General features: G+C 42.2%; 15 protein-coding genes. 11 read left to right on the top strand and 4 right to left on the bottom strand.

The genetic code is table 11. From position 1 onward, the window contains the following. The first annotated feature begins 299 nt into the window (after positions 1 to 299). Together der and V7K97_RS24330 are read left to right on the top strand one after the other, a co-directional pair. On the top strand, positions 300 to 1,670 hold the full coding sequence (gene der, locus V7K97_RS24335) for a ribosome biogenesis GTPase Der (RefSeq protein WP_334803559.1): 1,371 nt from the start codon (positions 300 to 302) through the stop codon (positions 1,668 to 1,670). Between the two features lie 160 nt (positions 1,671 to 1,830). Continuing rightward, positions 1,831 to 2,751: an energy-coupling factor transporter transmembrane component T family protein gene (locus V7K97_RS24330; protein ID WP_334803558.1), complete on the top strand. Its 921-nt coding sequence runs from the start codon at positions 1,831 to 1,833 to the stop codon at positions 2,749 to 2,751. Positions 2,752 to 2,995: 244 nt separating this feature from the next. On the opposite strand, the gene V7K97_RS24325 is transcribed toward V7K97_RS24330, so the two are convergent. Further along, complete coding sequence (locus tag V7K97_RS24325; RefSeq protein ID WP_334803557.1) at positions 2,996 to 3,391, bottom strand: hypothetical protein; 396 nt, start codon at positions 3,389 to 3,391, stop codon at positions 2,996 to 2,998. A gap of 48 nt (positions 3,392 to 3,439) precedes the next feature. On the opposite strand from V7K97_RS24325, the gene pipX reads away from it, so the two are divergent. The 5 genes from pipX (at position 3,440) to V7K97_RS24300 (ending at position 9,092) form a co-directional block, all read left to right on the top strand. Beyond that, positions 3,440 to 3,718: a transcriptional coactivator PipX gene (gene pipX / locus V7K97_RS24320; protein ID WP_334803556.1), complete on the top strand. Its 279-nt coding sequence runs from the start codon at positions 3,440 to 3,442 to the stop codon at positions 3,716 to 3,718. Beyond that, positions 3,715 to 4,383: a YggS family pyridoxal phosphate-dependent enzyme gene (locus V7K97_RS24315; RefSeq protein ID WP_334803554.1), complete on the top strand. Its 669-nt coding sequence runs from the start codon at positions 3,715 to 3,717 to the stop codon at positions 4,381 to 4,383. The genes pipX and V7K97_RS24315 overlap by 4 nt, the downstream gene beginning before the upstream one ends. A 367-nt stretch (positions 4,384 to 4,750) precedes the next feature. Beyond that, the gene (locus V7K97_RS24310; RefSeq protein WP_334803552.1) at positions 4,751 to 5,353 is read left to right on the top strand and encodes a cell division protein SepF; all 603 of its coding nucleotides are present in this window, start codon (positions 4,751 to 4,753) and stop codon (positions 5,351 to 5,353) included. Between the two features lie 110 nt (positions 5,354 to 5,463). Beyond that, entirely contained in the window at positions 5,464 to 6,282 is an 819-nt protein-coding gene (gene proC, locus V7K97_RS24305; protein WP_334803551.1) for a pyrroline-5-carboxylate reductase, read from the top strand. A gap of 134 nt (positions 6,283 to 6,416) precedes the next feature. Then, entirely contained in the window at positions 6,417 to 9,092 is a 2,676-nt protein-coding gene (locus V7K97_RS24300) for a DEAD/DEAH box helicase (RefSeq protein ID WP_334803550.1), read from the top strand. Between the two features lie 257 nt (positions 9,093 to 9,349). Here the strand turns inward: V7K97_RS24300 and V7K97_RS24295 are convergent, their stop codons facing one another. Continuing rightward, the gene (locus tag V7K97_RS24295; protein WP_334803549.1) at positions 9,350 to 9,730 is read right to left on the bottom strand and encodes a hypothetical protein; all 381 of its coding nucleotides are present in this window, start codon (positions 9,728 to 9,730) and stop codon (positions 9,350 to 9,352) included. A gap of 563 nt (positions 9,731 to 10,293) precedes the next feature. Here V7K97_RS24295 and V7K97_RS24290 point away from each other — a divergent pair. Together V7K97_RS24290 and V7K97_RS24285 are read left to right on the top strand one after the other, a co-directional pair. Further along, positions 10,294 to 12,288 carry a heavy metal translocating P-type ATPase gene (locus V7K97_RS24290; protein ID WP_334803548.1) on the top strand — a complete coding sequence of 665 codons (1,995 nt, stop codon included), beginning with the start codon at positions 10,294 to 10,296 and terminating at the stop codon, positions 12,286 to 12,288. Positions 12,289 to 12,617: 329 nt separating this feature from the next. Then, positions 12,618 to 13,295: a hypothetical protein gene (locus V7K97_RS24285; protein WP_334803547.1), complete on the top strand. Its 678-nt coding sequence runs from the start codon at positions 12,618 to 12,620 to the stop codon at positions 13,293 to 13,295. A gap of 379 nt (positions 13,296 to 13,674) precedes the next feature. Here V7K97_RS24285 and V7K97_RS24280 read toward each other — a convergent pair whose 3' ends face one another. Continuing rightward, a complete protein-coding gene (locus V7K97_RS24280) occupies positions 13,675 to 14,061 on the bottom strand; it encodes a hypothetical protein (protein ID WP_334803546.1) in 387 nt (128 codons plus the stop codon). A 270-nt stretch (positions 14,062 to 14,331) separates the two neighbouring features. On the opposite strand from V7K97_RS24280, the gene V7K97_RS24275 reads away from it, so the two are divergent. Further along, the gene (locus V7K97_RS24275; protein ID WP_334803545.1) at positions 14,332 to 14,658 is read left to right on the top strand and encodes a hypothetical protein; all 327 of its coding nucleotides are present in this window, start codon (positions 14,332 to 14,334) and stop codon (positions 14,656 to 14,658) included. A 359-nt stretch (positions 14,659 to 15,017) separates the two neighbouring features. Here the strand turns inward: V7K97_RS24275 and V7K97_RS24270 are convergent, their stop codons facing one another. Further along, positions 15,018 to 16,106: an aromatic ring-hydroxylating dioxygenase subunit alpha gene (locus tag V7K97_RS24270; RefSeq protein ID WP_334803544.1), complete on the bottom strand. Its 1,089-nt coding sequence runs from the start codon at positions 16,104 to 16,106 to the stop codon at positions 15,018 to 15,020. A 345-nt stretch (positions 16,107 to 16,451) separates the two neighbouring features. Here V7K97_RS24270 and V7K97_RS24265 point away from each other — a divergent pair, with 345 nt between their 5' ends. Continuing rightward, positions 16,452 to 16,874 carry a heavy metal-responsive transcriptional regulator gene (locus V7K97_RS24265; RefSeq protein ID WP_334803543.1) on the top strand — a complete coding sequence of 141 codons (423 nt, stop codon included), beginning with the start codon at positions 16,452 to 16,454 and terminating at the stop codon, positions 16,872 to 16,874. The last annotated feature ends 149 nt before the right edge of the window (positions 16,875 to 17,023 follow it).

Raw genomic sequence — 17,023 nt, 5'->3', positions numbered from 1 at the left:
CACACCCTCGTCATAGTTTTGCAATAGATACGTCAAAAGCCTGTGCGATATTTAATTTGGTATTTGGTTACAAAATGCTTTTTTTGGGTAAAAGGTAGGACTTCCTACCTTTTTTATTTTTAAAGGTATGGCATCACTGAATAGGTGGGCATTGGGCATTGGAACCCAACCAAATGTTGCTCATTTTTTATTTCCCAGTCCCCAGTCCCCAATCCCCAAAAATTAAATTAAAACTTCCAGTTTAAAGTGAGTAAAATGTAAGGACGTGATATACTACACCTCTCACTTACCCTGGTTTTATGGCACTGCCAATTGTTGCAATTATCGGACGCCCAAATGTGGGCAAATCCACCCTGGTTAATCGACTCGCCGGGGAGCAAACGGCGATTGTCCATGATGAACCGGGAGTGACACGCGATCGCACTTATCTACCAGCTTTTTGGAATGGGCGCGAATTTTTAGTGGTAGACACTGGTGGGTTAGTTTTTAATGATGATACCGAATTTTTACCACTGATTCGCCAACAGGCAATGACAGCCCTTGCAGAAGCCTGTGGTGCTATTTTTGTTGTCGATGGTCAAACAGGTCCCACATCGGCAGATTTAGAAATCGCCGAATGGATGCGCCAACAACGCGTACCTGTGCTACTAGCTGTAAATAAATGTGAATCCCCAGAACAAGGCTTAATGCAAGCTGCCGAATTTTGGGAATTGGGATTGGGCGAACCTTACCCCATTTCCGCCATTCATGGCAGTGGCACAGGCGAGTTGCTCGACGACTTGATGAATCACATCCCTGCTGTTGAAGACATCCCAGACACGAATGAAATCAAAGTAGCAATTGTGGGCCGTCCGAATGTGGGCAAATCGAGCCTACTCAATTCTTTTGTCGGGGAAGAGAGGGCAATTGTCAGCCCCATTTCCGGCACTACCCGCGATGCTATTGATACCGTCATTGAACGCCAAGGACAAACCTATCGCTTGATTGACACCGCCGGCATTCGCAAAAAGAAACACATCGAATACGGCACAGAATTCTTTAGTATTAACCGTGCTTTTAAAGCGATTCGCCGCGCTGACGTGGTTTTATTAGTAATCGATGCCGTAGATGGAGTCACCGAGCAAGATCAAAAATTAGCGGGGCGAATTATTGAGGAAGGCAGAGCTTGTATCATCGTCGTTAATAAGTGGGATGCCGTCGAAAAAGACTCCTATACAATCTACGACTACGAAAAAACTCTGCAATCACGGTTACATTTTACCGAATGGGCAGAAACAATCTTTGTGAGTGCCTTGTCAGGGCAACGGGTAGAAAAGATTCTCGAATTGGTGAAAACGGCGGCGGAATCACACAAACGCCGTGTCAGCACATCAGTAATTAACGAAGTCTTAACAGATGCCGTTAGTTGGCATTCACCGCCAGCATCTCGTGGTGGGCGTCAGGGCAAGATTTATTATGGTACACAAGTAAGTAGCCAACCGCCAACGATCGCCCTATTTGTCAATGATTCCAAACGCTTCAACGACAACTACCGCCGCTACATTGAACGGCAATTCCGGCAACAGCTAGGATTTAAAGGCACGCCAATTATTTTGCTGTGGCGGAGCAAAAAAGTCCGTGATGCCGAAAGTGGTAATGTGAATAGAGCAACTCGCGTCAAAATCAGTTAAGAGAGACGCGATTAATCGCGTCTGTACAGGAGTTATGAGTTAAAGCCAAAATTGCTAATTGAAAGAACCCTATCGACTTAAGTTTGATGGGGGTACAAGGTAAAAGTTATGAGTTAAAGTCAAAACTCCTAACTCCTCATTCCTCACTCCTAACTCTAAAATGGATTTATTGCGATCGCTACCACTTGGACTTTATTTAGAAGAACCCCAAACTTGGCTACATAAAATCGATCCGCGAGTCAAGTTCGCCTGGTTAATGAGCTTTTTAACAAGCTATGTTTTGGCGAACAACCTTTGGCGTATATTACTGGTAGTAGCATTAATTATTGCCACCTTAATTGCTAGAATACCGCGACGAGTATGGCAGCAGCAAATGGGTTGGCTATTAATGCTAGCGTTTTTTGTCTTAGCGATCGCAGCCATCAGTCCTGATGGACTAGGTATAGATAATCAGCCACGACTGCCAGCAAACGAACAAATATTAACTCAGCAAGCATTCTCCAAAAATCCTGTTCCCAAACCAGCAGTTGAGAAAAAAGAATACAGCTACGTGCTATTTCACGAAGGCCCAGTCAAAGTGACTCGCTACTCCTTGAGTTTGGCAGTACGCCTGAGTACACTGATATTCACCGTGATTTATAGCACCAACCTATATCTATTGACAACCGCACCAGAAGAAATCACATCTGGTATAGAAAGTTTAATGCAACCCTTCCGACGCTTCAAATTGCCTGTCACAGAAATTACTTTAACTTTAACTTTGTCCTTACGCTTTATTCCCCTGGTTTTAGAAGAAGTCCAAAACTTATTTCGCTCCGTGATGACAAGGGCAATTAATTGGAAAAAGCTGGGATTAAAAGGAGCATTCAAGCTTTGGATGACAGTCGCAGAGAGACTTTTGGAAAATCTCCTCTTACGAGCCGATCAAATGGCAAATGCAATGATGGTGCGAGGTTTTACCAGTCCCAACGAACATCGAGTCCAGTGGCACGACTTACGATTAAAAGGGCATGACTGGCTTGCTATTGCAACTTTAATCTTATTCTGGGGAATACGACTAGCTATCGGAACTCAGGTTTAGGCATTTCCAAGAAATAAATTATCCAAAGAAACGTAGACGCGATAGCGGCTTGCCGCCGGCTACCACTCCAGACGCAGAGAACACAGAGACGCAGAGAAATAGAGAGGATTTTTGCGTCAGTTTTGGGATATTTTTCTCTCGTTCCCAGTCAGAGACTGGGAATGCATGATGAGAGGCTCCGCCTCAAGACTAGCGGCAGAGCCGCAATGAGGTGCATTTCCAGCCAGAGGCTGGAAATGAGGTTTTAAAGTGTCCCCCACTCCCCACTTAGAATTTTGTGCCATTGGGCGACATTTGTGGCAGTATGGAAAGAAGTTGAAAAATTCGCTGTTGCCGTTGGAAACTTCAAAGGGTGTGTTTCCTTGCCACGTCGAATTTTCAACAACAGGATCGGGATTATTTTGTGCCTTATCCCCACAGATTCGTAAATTGAAGTCACCAAAGCAGATGGTGATATTTGTCCAGCCTCTACTCTCTGAAATCTACGCTTCGCGGCTTCTGTTGTACCATTGCGCTTCACTACCACTAGCTTCATCTGCCCATTAGGAACTAGATCAAGGTCTTCGTAACCGCAGTTTCGCATTTTAACCAAATATTCATGGCGAATGTTGGTATTATCGTCTGAATGTTTGGAATTCACTGCGAAAAGATATATATACTTCCACCTTGACTACACCTTGACTTTTAAATGAATTCAGAAAACGCAGAAACTTACATAAACCATCCAACTTGGGGTTTACTCTACAAAATCTGTATGGTTGATGATAACCAGGATTTGTTCACCACACTTTATGCCCAACGCTTATTTTTTTTGGTGGCAAATGACGTTAAAGGTGTTAAATTCCAGTCTCTAGGACGTACTGAGGCGAGAATGATGCTGGAAAATCGCTTACGTACCCTGCGGCGCAGTGGACAATCTCAGGAGTACGATCAGCTTCAGAGTGTTTTCCAACGCACCTTCCAATGAACAGTTCGATTTCCGAACGTATTGTTTCCATTCGCTCCTCACTGCCAACTTCAGTTCGATTGATTGCTGTTAGTAAGCAAGTTTCTGCCCAGGCCATTCGGTCTGCATACAACGCCGGAATTCGTGATTTTGGGGAGAGTCGTATCCAAGAAACTGCCAGCAAACAAGCCGAGTTGCAAGACTTACCGGATATTACCTGGCACTTTATTGGACATTTGCAAGGCAATAAAGCCAAAAAAGCTATCGAGCAATTCCACTGGATTCACTCTGTCGATAATTTGAAGCTGGCACAGCGCTTAGACCAATTGGCGCAACAGCTAGGAGTGAGTCCTCAGGTTTGCCTGCAAGTGAAAATTCTCCCCGATCCTAACAAGTCTGGTTGGAGTGTGTCAGAACTTTTGGCTGATTTACCCACACTCAACCAATACAAAAGTTTACAAATTCAAGGTTTGATGACAATTCCACCTTCAGGATTAAACGATTCCGAAATTCTAAGTGTGTTTAATCTCAATCGGGAGCTAGCAAAAGAAATCCAGGAGCAAAACTGGTCGCAGATTAAAATGCAGCACTTATCTATGGGTATGTCAGGCGACTACGAACTGGCAGTGCAAGCAGGGGCGACGATGGTACGATTAGGAACAATATTGTTTGGCGATCGCTCTTAGCCGATTAATCATCAACCTTACTCTTCGGTATTAATAGAAGCTCAGGATTTGTTGACAAGAATTTTGTCAGAGACTGGTGCAATCCGAAACAAAGGATATAGTATTGACAAGAGTAATCGTCAAGGGAAAATGGGGTATAAAGAAGTTTCCTTCGGATAAACCTTAGGATATAATCTTAACTCCTTATTATGTTTAGGCGATGCACAGACCTTTCCAATAAGTGTCAGTTCATCGCCAAAACTCGTAGTATGGGCTACAAATAGCAATACACTTGCTGAAGTATCGACCAATGTAGCGATTGCTCCTAGCTCAATCAATCCTAAGTCAAGTCAATACAGGCTATTCGCACCAGGAGAGTACACACACCATGAACAACATATTTTCCAAGCTCAGAGACTTTGTGGGTCTAAATGAGCAAGTGGAATACGAATATTACGAAGAAGAACCAGAAACAGATAAAAATTACCAAAATCTGTATCAGCAAGAAAATCCCCAACCGGCACCACAAGAGAGCGTAGCAGCTCAAAATCGACGTTGGCGGGAACCAGTGCCTACAATGGGAGATGAGATAACAGCAGGTCAAAAGCCAATGGGGAATGTGATTGGTATGCCAGGAGCCATTAACGGAATTTCAGAAGTTTTAGTCCTCGAACCACGCACCTTTGAAGAAATGCCCCAGGCAATTCAAGCGTTGCGAGAACGCAAGTCAGTGGTATTAAATCTGACAATCATGGACCCAGATCAAGCTCAACGAGCAGTAGATTTTGTTGCAGGTGGTACTTACGCCCTAGATGGACATCAAGAGCGCATCGGTGAGAGCATCTTTTTGTTTACGCCAAGCTGTGTCCAAGTTAGCACCCAAGGTGGCGTTCTTCATGAAGTACCACAACCCCCAGCCCGCCCATCTCGTCCTACAGGTTCTTCAAATCAAACCTGGGGCAACGAAACTAACCGGATGGCACAACAATAAAGCTAAATTAGTTGTTAGTCCTTTGTCCGTTGTCATTTGTCCTTTGTTGGTTCAATGACTAATGACTAATGACTAATGACTAATGACTAATGACCAATGACTAATGACTAATGACTATAAAATTTGGCTTAATTGGTGGTGGGGTAATGGGAGAAGCGCTCTTATCCCGCCTTATTGCATTGGGAATTTATCAATCATCAGAAGTCATAGTTAGCGAACCGCTATCTTCACGCCTAGATTTTTTAAAACAGCAATATGATGTTGCTGTGACCACAGATAACAGGCAGGTTTTCACCGAAGCAAAAGAAGTTGTCTTTTTGGCAGTGAAGCCGCAGGTATTTAGCGCGATCGCTCAAGAATTAGCAGATATTGATATTCTTAATAGAGAACATTCACCCCTGATCATTTCCATCTTGGCGGGTGTGCCTTTAAGTCAGCTAGAAGCTGCATTTGTGCAAGTGCCAGTGATTAGAGCAATGCCCAACACCCCAGCAACGGTGGGAGCGGGAGTTACCGCCATTTGTGCAGGTGCATATACCAGCCCCAAGCACCACCAAATAGCACAGCAAGTTTTTTCGGCTGTGGGCGAAGTGGTGGAAGTGCCAGAAGCGCTGATGGATGCAGTCACAGGGCTATCTGGTAGCGGACCGGCTTACGTGGCGCTCTTAGTAGAAGCACTTGCTGATGGCGGAGTAGCCGCAGGTTTACCTAGAGCAATTGCCAATCAACTAGCCTTGCAAACCGTACTGGGAACAGCGAAACTATTGCAGGAAACCAAAATGCACCCAGCCGAACTCAAAGATCGTGTTACCAGTCCCGGTGGTACAACCATTGCGGGGATTGCCAAACTAGAACAGGCAGGATTTCGTTCAGCTTTAATTGAAGCAGTCAAAGCTGCCACCGAGCGATCGCAAGAGCTGGGAAAATAATAAAGAGTCATTAGTCATTAGTCATTGGTCATTTGTGAAAAACTAATGACAAATGACAAATGAACAATGACTATTAACGAAGTTGACAAAAGACTCGTTAGTATAGTAAACAATCTGGTTGCAAATGTGATTGAGTGAATTATCCTGCACCGTCTCCAGAACTTGACTTAGGGTCTATATTTCCCTTTGATCTGGATCAGTTTCAAAAAGAAGCGATCGCGTCCCTAAACGCCGGACGCTCCGTAGTCGTATGTGCGCCCACAGGTTCGGGCAAAACATTAGTCGGGGAATACGCCATTTATCGCGCCCTCGCACGAGGAAAACGTGTATTTTACACAACTCCTCTAAAAGCGCTGTCGAATCAAAAATTACGTGACTTTCGAGAAAAATTCGGGTTTGATCAAGTCGGACTGTTAACTGGAGATGCCTCCATTCACAGGGATGCACCGATTTTGGTGATGACCACAGAAATTTTCCGAAATATGCTCTATGGTACACCCATTGGGCAAGTCGGCATCTCATTAGTAGACGTGGAAGCGGTGATCCTTGATGAGTGCCACTACATGAACGATCGCCAGCGCGGTACAGTTTGGGAAGAATCAATCATCTATTGTCCCCGCGAAGTGCAACTGGCAGCCCTCTCAGCAACGGTTGCCAATAGCGATCAACTCACTGACTGGCTAAATCGCGTCCACGGACCAACAGACCTCATTTACTCCGATTTTCGCCCAGTCCCCTTAGAATTTCACTTTTGTAATCCTAAAGGGTTATTTCCCCTACTGAATGATAGCAAAACCAAAATCAACCCCCGCCTTCAGAAGAAGAAGGGGAAAGGGGGAGAAAGGGATAGGGGGAGAAGTGGTAGACCGGAGGCTCCTGGCATAATTTTTCTCCTCAGCCAGTTAGAGCAACGGGATATGTTACCGGCGATTTACTTTATCTTCAGCCGCAGGGGATGTGATAAAGCGGTGGCAGAAGTCGGTGATTTATGGCTGGTAAATAGTGAAGAGTCCCAAATTTTGCGGGAACAGATTGATGACTTTTTAGCCCGCAATCCCGATGCAGGGCGTTCTGGACAAATTGCACCTCTATATCGGGGAATTGCTGCCCACCACGCGGGAATTTTACCCGCCTGGAAAGCACTGGTAGAAGAACTATTTCAGCAAGGGCTGATTAAAGTAGTATTCGCCACTGAGACCCTAGCAGCCGGAATTAATATGCCCGCCCGGACAACGGTAATTTCTACCCTTTCCAAGCGGACTGACACCGGACACCGCCTATTGAATGCTTCCGAATTCCTCCAAATGGCAGGACGAGCAGGCCGTCGGGGGATGGATAAACAAGGTCATGTGGTGACAGTCCAAACTCCCTTTGAAGGAGCCAAAGAAGCCGCCTATTTGGGAACATCCAAGCCAGACCCCCTTGTTAGCCAGTTTACGCCCAGTTATGGCATGGTACTCAACTTGCTGCAAACCCACACCCTAGATCAAACCAGGGAACTGATAGAGCGCAGTTTTGGGCAGTACATGGCTACCTTACATTTAAGACCAGAATATGATGAGATTGCCGAACTAGAAAGACAATTAGCTCAACTTCATGAGCAAATCGCCGCAGTTGATGAAAATGAACTGGCTCTTTATGAGAAATTGCGGCAACGTTTAAAAGTGGAACGCCAGATATTGAAAACCCTGCAAGAGCAAGCCCAAGAAGATAGACAAGAAGAATTGGGGATGATGTTGGACTTTGCAGTGTCAGGAACTCTGTTAAGTCTCAAGGGCAAAAATATCACAGTGTCTTCACCCATAACCGCAGTGTTAGTCGGAAAATCGTCTGGTTCTGGTCAAGCTCCTTACTTGGTATGCTTGGGGCATGATAACCGTTGGTATGTGGCAACCACAGGGGATGTAGTCGATTTGTATGCCGAACTGCCGCGAATTGAGGTGCCACCTGATGTACTACCACCGCCAGAGATGCCCTTGAAACCAGGACAGTCGCGCCGTGGTAACGAAGAAAGCTTTGCGATCGCAGTGCGTATTCCCGATCCCATAGAATCTTTGCATCTGGCCCCAGAAGTAGCGGAACAACTCAGTCGCACAGCCGCCGTCCAAGAGCAATTAGAAACTCATCCCCTACATCAATCAGGCAATGCTGCAACGCTTTTCAAGCGCCGGGCCCGCTATGTCGAACTAGAAGCCGAACTCGAACAGTTGCAAGGGCAAGTAGAGCAACACTCACAACGTCATTGGGAAGAGTTTCTGAATTTAATTGCAATTCTACAACACTTTGGCGGTTTGGATAACCTAGTACCCACAGTATTAGGGCGAATCGCTGCTGCCATTCGGGGCGAGAATGAATTGTGGCTGGGTTTAGTATTCGCTAGTGGTGAATTGGACAACTTAGATCCGCACCATTTAGCCGCCGCCGCCGCCGGTTTGGTGATGGAAACGCCTCGTCCAGATAGCAAGGTTAACTTTGACCTCAGTAATGAAGTAGCAGAAGCCTTGGCAAAATTGCGGGGAATTCGCCGCCAAATGTTCCAACTACAACGACGGTATAACGTAGCGTTACCTATATGGTTAGAATTTGAGTTAATTGCGATCGTGGAACAATGGGCGCTGGGAATGGAATGGACAGAACTCTGCGAAAATACCACCTTGGATGAAGGCGACGTGGTGAGAATTTTACGCCGGACGTTGGATTTATTATCGCAGATACCCCACGTTCCCCATTTACCAGACTCTTTCCAGCGTAATGCCCATCGTGCGATGCAGTTGATTGATAGATTCCCTGTGAATGAGGTAGTTGAATAAACAGGAGGCTCTTATACACAGAGAGTCTTTGATAATTTCTGTGGCTCTTCTTCTCTCAGGACTTACGCAAAACTACACGCTGTAGGGGCAATTCATGAATTGTCCCTACAAACCACCCCAACAATGAATTTACATTTGACCAAATAATAGTAGTGGTACTTAGTTAAAAATGCTTTTTTGGTTTCGTATATCTTCTCTACGTGATTAATCACCTGTATCTAACAGAAGTTTATAGTCGCTACAAGCGCTATTCAATCTTAGTACACCAAGTTTCCAGTGCCCTGCAACTGACGCAAAGAATTTATACATAATGGACAGTCACATCCAAATAACTGAATTGCACGATCGCTTTCCGCTTCGGTAAAGTTCAACATGGCAATATTCTTATCTGATACTGATGTGACAATGGTTGAAGAACGTGTAGAGGTATACGGATGTATTCTCTCTGAATCTCGAATGCACACAAAATCTTTTTGCCCATGTGGGTTAGTGATACAGGTACGACCATCTTGTGTGTGCATTAATCGCTGAGTAATACTACTATTAGCATGGGCAGGATGAAATACTCCCAGCGTAGACATCATCGACATAAAAATTGAGGAAGTGGAAAGCAAATTCAGAAGAATTTTTTTGTTCATAGATTTCCTTGAGAAAATGGTCTACTAGCTTAGGGTATTCGATTAACTTTCAAACTTCAAGTGAATTTTCCCTGAGAATAGCTAGACAGACACTTGTTACAGAAGAAAGTTCCATATCTACCCAGTTTGATCGCAAATTAGGTGCTACAGCAGAATCCAGCAGTCAAAGAGGCTTGATATCTGGCCTTGGGTAATGGTTTGCTTGATGTACGTATAAGAGCTTAATTAGATTAAAGCTCGTAGTTAGCGTGGTGTTCTTCCTTGAGCGACTAACTTTCCTGTTTAGTCAGCGACTCTAGCTATGTAAAATCTGATGCAGAGCAATAAATTGCTCACTACGAACAAAAATTATATCTTAGATGATTTCATAGAATTGAGAACTGCTATAGCTATCTTTACAAGATTAAAAATCTTAGTTTTAACCAAAATATCGAATGAATATTTAACAATAAGTCTGATATAGATTCTCATTCTTAAATTATCAACTTGTAAAAAATTCTTTTTTTTATTACATTTGAAAAAAGGCTCATATATCAAGTAATTTACTAGCCTCAACAGAAAAAATGAAGCAGAAAGTACATTCAGAATCTTCAGGTTGTTGCAACTGTGAACATGATCATCACGAGAATCATAACCATGCTCATAATCACAATCATGATGAGAATCATAACCATGACCACAATCACGACCACGACGGAGAATTCAATCTGAAAAATGAGATATTGCCTTTGGTAGCGATTTTAAGTTTATACGCGCCTGGTGTAATTTTTGAAAATCAATTACACAATACGCTTTATTCAATAGGTGAGTATCTGCTTTTCATCCCTGCCTATTTATTAAGTGGATGGAGTGTTTTAAAAACTGCTGGGCGTAATATCCTCAGAGGTAGAGTATTTGATGAAACCTTTTTGATGACGGTAGCGACACTAGGCGCGATCGCAATTCATAAATTACCCGAAGCTGTCGGAGTCATGTTATTTTATAAAATCGGGGAATTGTTCCAAGATATTGCTGTCAGTCGTTCCCGTAATTCTATCAAAGCTTTATTGGAAGTCCGCCCAGACTATGCCAATATCAAAATAGACGGAGAACTGAAGAAGGTATCACCAGAAACAGTAAAGATTGGGGATATTATCATTGTTAAACCCGGAGAAAAGATTCCCTTAGATGGTGAAATTATAGAAGGTAATTCACAAGTTGATACATCTGCGTTAACTGGAGAATCTGTGCCACGAACGGTGAGGTTGGGAGAGACAGTTTTGGCTGGAATGATTAATAAAATCGGTGCGATCAGCATTAGAGTAACAAAACTCTTTGATGAATCTTCCATTGCCAAGATTGTAGACTTGGTGCAAAATGCCAAAAGTAAAAAAGCAGAAACGGAAAAATTTATTACTAAGTTTGCCCGATATTATACGCCAATAGTAGTTTTTACATCTCTAGCAGTTGCAATATTACCTCCTTTATTCATTTCGGGTGCAACTTCTTCAGAATGGATTTATCGCGCCCTAATTTTACTAGTTATCTCTTGCCCATGTGGACTTGTTATCAGTATTCCATTAGGTTACTTTGGAGGTGTGGGAGGTGCAGCTAGACGTGGTATTTTAGTTAAAGGCTCTACTTTTTTAGATACGTTAAATGCAGTCAATACAGTTGTTTTTGATAAAACTGGAACCTTAACTCAAGGGGTATTTAAAGTAGCGAGAATAGTACCATTAAATGGCTATGATGAACAAGAATTGCTACAATTAACTGCCAAAGTAGAATCGCACTCCAATCATCCTATCGCTCAATCTATCCGCAATGCTTATGGTGAAAAAATAGATGCATCAGAAGTAAGAGATTATGAAGAGATAGCAGGTTATGGAATTAGAGCCAAGGTTGAAAATAGCGTAGTCATAGCGGGAAGCGATCGCCTATTACATAGAGAACAGATTGCTCATGATAATTGCCAGTCAGAGGGAACAGTTATTCATCTAGCAGTGGATGATGTTTATGCTGGATATATTGTAATTTCTGATGAACTCAAAGAAGATGCAAGACTTGCTATTCAAACACTCAAGCGAATGGGTGTAGAGAGAACAGTAATGTTGACAGGAGATAATCAAGCGATCGCTTCCCGGATTGCTCAACAGCTTGGCATAGATAGCTATGAGGCAGAGTTATTACCAGAAGAAAAAGTTAATGCCATTGAGAAATTAATCAGCACAGCCGGTAAGCATGGTAAAGTTGCCTTTATTGGAGATGGCATTAACGACGCGCCAGTGATTGCTAGAGCCGATGTTGGTATGGCAATGGGTGGCTTAGGCTCAGATGCGGCGATCGAAACTGCCGATATTGTGATCATGACAGATGCACCATTAAAAGTGGCAGAAGCAATACAAATTGCTAGAAAAACAAGGCAAATTGTTTGGCAAAATATTGGGTTTGCTTTAGCAATTAAAGCTGTATTTATTGCATTGGGTATTTTAGGTATAGCGACAATGTGGGAAGCTGTATTTGCTGATGTTGGAGTAGCAATACTTGCAATTTTAAACGCCACTAGAGCGATGAAATAAAATTTTTGGAGAATCGGGAATATGTAGTTGGGAAATTGTAGTAGTTAGAGGTTGTTTGAAAAGTGGTTGGCTGTGATTTTAGGCACTTTAATGATCCCCCCTAACCTGCCTTGAAAAAGGGGGAAGAATCAAAGTCCCCCAATTTATCGGGGAGCCACTGCGCCCTTGCGGTTAAGAGACTTGTTCGCGCAGCGTCTCCCCTTGGGAGAAGCACGTGGCGTGGATTTAGGGGGATATAGAACGTTTTGCTACCAACAAGAGGACTTTTCAAACATCCTCTTAAACTATGAGATATTCTCACTCATCAGCTGATATCCAAAATAGAATCTATGAATTCATCAATCAAAGGCATTGCTACAGCTACTTTAGCTTTACTACTAAACTATTCAGCAAACCCAGCCTTTGCACTACCGCAGAAAATCGATCATCCAACTACTGTTGCTAAATCGCAAGCATTAACAGACACTTTAATTGTTCCTGGGGAACGAGTCGGTCCGATCGCACGCACAACCACCAAGCAAGATTTAGTCAAACTCTTTGGTGCATCCCATCTCGTTGATAAAACCATCTCTGGTGCTGAAGGAATAGGTAGTTTCGCAGCTACGCAGTTAAATCTCAATCAGGGGCGATCGCTCTTAGTAGTCTGGAGTGATAATACTCGTACCAAACCTTTAGATGTGCGTAACCTGGCTTGGGCTTGGAAAACCCGCGAAGGTATCGGTGTTGGAACCCCTTTGAGCGAATTACGTAAGAAGTTAGGTGATTTTAAACTCTATGGATTGTCGTGGGACTACGGCGGTACTATTTTGTTAGATAGTAGCCGATTATCCAGCTATCAGGGCAAACTGATTTTACGAGTAGATGCTGCACCTAATGCTTACAAAAAGTTCCCCAATGACTATCAAGCGGTGTCTGGGGATGCTACTTTTTCCTCCAGCAATCCCCACTGGAAACCTTTAGGAATTAGGCTAGCAGAAATAATTGTTGTATTGAATTCAAGTGAGTAGTGGTATGCTAAACATCAGTTTGCTTGCTAGGGCGTAGAGTAACTATGGAAACGACGTTCTTATACTAAGTCTGTAACTGGTAAATTTCTGACAGAATAAATAACATAAGTGACATCTCGTGTCGCAATAATGTTTCAGCCATTAAAACCAAATATAGTAAATCAGATTGCTAGAGCGATAATCTGGCTAATCGTATTGAGAAAAAAAAGACAAGCAAGAATAAAAACAGACATCTGAAATCAAAAAAGACTTCTGAACACTTTTACCAACGGTTATGCATTACTTATTGGCGTAGGTGCTGATTTACCAGTCACAGATGCAACGGCTATACGAGATATACTGATTGATAGCGATCGCCCCACCATCCACCAAATATAAATCACCCCATGAAGCTTTGAAGTTTAGCTTCATCAAATGTAAGACCCCGACGTGCAAAATATTGATCAATGTTTATTTGCACAAATAAATCTTTGAGTTCTTCGGCAATCTCAGTCGGCGGATTTCCTGATAAAGCGATCGCAATTAAACGCTCTGCTGTGTGAATTTCACCACATTCAACTCCGAGAGTTGCCGCACTACGATGCAACACTGAACGGGTTGGTTCTGCTTCGAGATTACCTGCGATTAATTCTGCCGCTAATCGTTCTTTTTCAAATGCTTGCCTGGATAATTGCAAAGCTGAATTAAAGTCACCTCTAAGTTTAGCAACCTGTGCTATCTCTGCCAAATCCATTGCCTCTTGATGTAACTCTTGAATTTGACTCATTTTTTCACGATGAATGCTAAAGGGTTACTGAACTCCACAACCACGATATATGCTGGAAGTGTACCATCTGTAGGACTTACCTGCTCAAGTTTCTGTTTAACTCTAGCTTTGACGCGGCTGTTGTCGCCCTTACGTATGCCTGAAACTTCCAACCGAACTGCATTTTGAAATGGTAGTTCATTGTTCTCACTTTTTCTTGATATTTTAGTTTACTTGTTTGACCAAGTACCCAAAAGAGCATCAGGACCGCAGCACCCCTTTGTAAAGAAAGTGCTGGATTTGGGCGATAATTTTTCCCTTTGCTATTACGCAGGTGGAAGTAAATTTTTGCCTGGTGAAGCAGCAACTATTGAAACTAGTCCAATTTCTACTAGCTTAACTCCTGGACAACGACGGCGATCGCAACAAAAACTAGACGCACTTCAGGCAGAATTTGACATCCGTAGCGAGAAGTTAAAGCAGATGAAAAAAGCTGTAGCTATTGAGGCTGGTACGGCAGTCAAGTTTCAATTAGAACAGCAGCTTCTTGATGAAGAGGCAAAACTGGCATATCTTAGCGATGAACTGGATAAAATTGAGTCTGCATTGCAATCATGATATTTATGTAAATATACAGTTATTTGGCGTATGGAAATCAAGATTTTTCCACCCAGAAAACAATAAAAATAGAGATATTCAGTTAATTGGTGTTTGTTTATACTATTTCAAATTTTTGTAGTCGTTATACTCATGACTTAGGTTCTACCTGGGAATTAGGAAGTGGCTTTGCCACTTCTTTTTATTGATCTGGTAGCCCACTAAAAAATAAATAAAAAGTTAAAAGTAATTTCGTTGAACTTTTAACTTTTATTTAGTTATGACAGCAATTTGCAACTAAATGAAGTAAAATGCTTTATTCTGAAAGCCAGATATAAAGGCTTTTTCTACTCCTGACTCCTGAATTCTGACTCCTGATATTAGTCATTACTCATTGTATCTTCCCATCTCTCACGCTTGGGCTTGTTCTCTACATCGCGCGATCGCGCTTCTTGCCAAGTCCCCCACATTAGGGATTGCTGTTTTTCAAGATGGTTAATAAATTGTATTATTGACTGATCTGCTTTCATGGGAGTTTTTAAATCAAACTTAATTGTTTGGACAACCTTGATATCACCCATGAGAAAAAACTTACCTGCAATCTTAGTCAGCCATAGCACAATTCGATTACATAACCAACCAAAAAATCCTTTACGTTTTTTAGTCATCAACAGGATTTGACCCTCAGTTTTTCCCCCTTCATGGAGGCGAACTGCAAACATGATATGGACATGGAAGAAATCAGGTCCAACTGTCATAATCTCAAGGCTACCGTACCAATAGCAAATACTGTAAGTTATGGTATTTTTGTAGAAAAGGCGGATGAGCTTAATGAAAGACGAATTTTCTTTGATGGGTGTAATGTTGTTGAAGATAATAGCATTTTCGTTCAGTTCCCGCCTTTCAAAAACAACTTCTATTGGGAGTTTGTGAACTGTATTGAGGTGTTGAGCATCAATCGCATTAATCATCACCACATTGGGGTGACAGTTCATCACAAAGTGAGAATGGATGGCCACATCGCACTCTTTTTGTTCCAACTCTGGAACAAAAGGTAGAGGTTGTTGTGGTATTTCTCCAGTCCAAACCCAAATCATCCCGTACTTTTCAGCAGTTGGCCAAGTTTGTAACTTCACAGAAAGGGTTGTATCTAAACATGGGATATCAATACACATCCCTTCAGCATCAAACTTCCAGTGGTGGAAAAAACAACGTAGTGCATTACCCTCAACTTTGCCTTCAGCAAGATGAGCGCCCATGTGTGGACAGTAGGCATCAAAGGTAACTACTCTTTTGTCTTTACCACGGTAAATTACTAATTCTCTACCCAAAATCGTGACAGGTTTTACTTCACCCACCCGTAGATTTTGAGAGGGTATTACCCAATACCATCCCTCAATAAAACGCTCTGGATTATTAAAATTTTTAGGTTTACGGGTTGAGCTAAAAGTCTGCAAGTTGAGATTCATTTTTGTGGTTTCACTTGAAGTGAAGCAGTTGATCTAGAAGTAACATGGGAACTAAAAAAAAACAGTTACTTTCAGTACTATGAGAAACAGTTACCCAATAAATGGATGAAATTAGCAGGTAAAATGTTGAAAAAATATTATTAAAAATGTCAAAATTATGTCAATTCAATATCACCTCAATTTTCAAATATCTATTGTGAATGGATATTTGAAAATTTACAACTTAGTAAAATCTCTAATTAGATAAAAATTTCAACTACTGATGTAATATTTTGCTAACCTCTCAAACAAATTAACCATCACTGAAATATGTAATAATAATTACAAAGGTTGGAAAAAAATACCGTGTTAACTCAAGATAAAAAACTGCTTTTAATTGGTCAGGTAACAGATTTAAGCGGAATCCCCATCAGGACAATTCGTTATTACGAGAGTTTAGGCTTAATCAATTCATCAAGACGAACAGAGGGAGGCTTTCGTCAGTTTTCATTGGATGTGCTAACTCGTCTAGCATTCATTAAAAGGGCACAAAATCTTGGTCTTAGGCTAGAAGAGATTGGAAATATTCTTCAGGTATATGACCAAGGACAAACTCCCTGTGGTGAAATCAAAGAAAAACTTGAAGAGAAGGTTTTGCAGATTGATCACCAAATTGATCAGTTGTTAACTTTACGCACTGAAATAAAGGAATTACTTTCAGGCTGGAAGAATATCAGCGACCACCATCAGGATACAATTTGTCCCATTATTCAAAACACTCCTCGGTGATGTTAGCGGATAGCTAAGGTTGAGCCAGTGCTGAGAAATAAAAAGTCAGAAATAACTTTGGTTTCGCTGAGTCACCGTTTCTCATCAAAAATACAACGTACTACAAAATACTTGTCATGCGATGAAAGTGTGTGTTATCAAGGCTATAT

It is taken from the genome of Nostoc sp. (assembly GCF_036917815.1).
Lineage (GTDB): Bacteria > Cyanobacteriota > Cyanobacteriia > Cyanobacteriales > Nostocaceae > Nostoc.
This window is presented reverse-complemented; position numbering and strand designations above follow the sequence as displayed.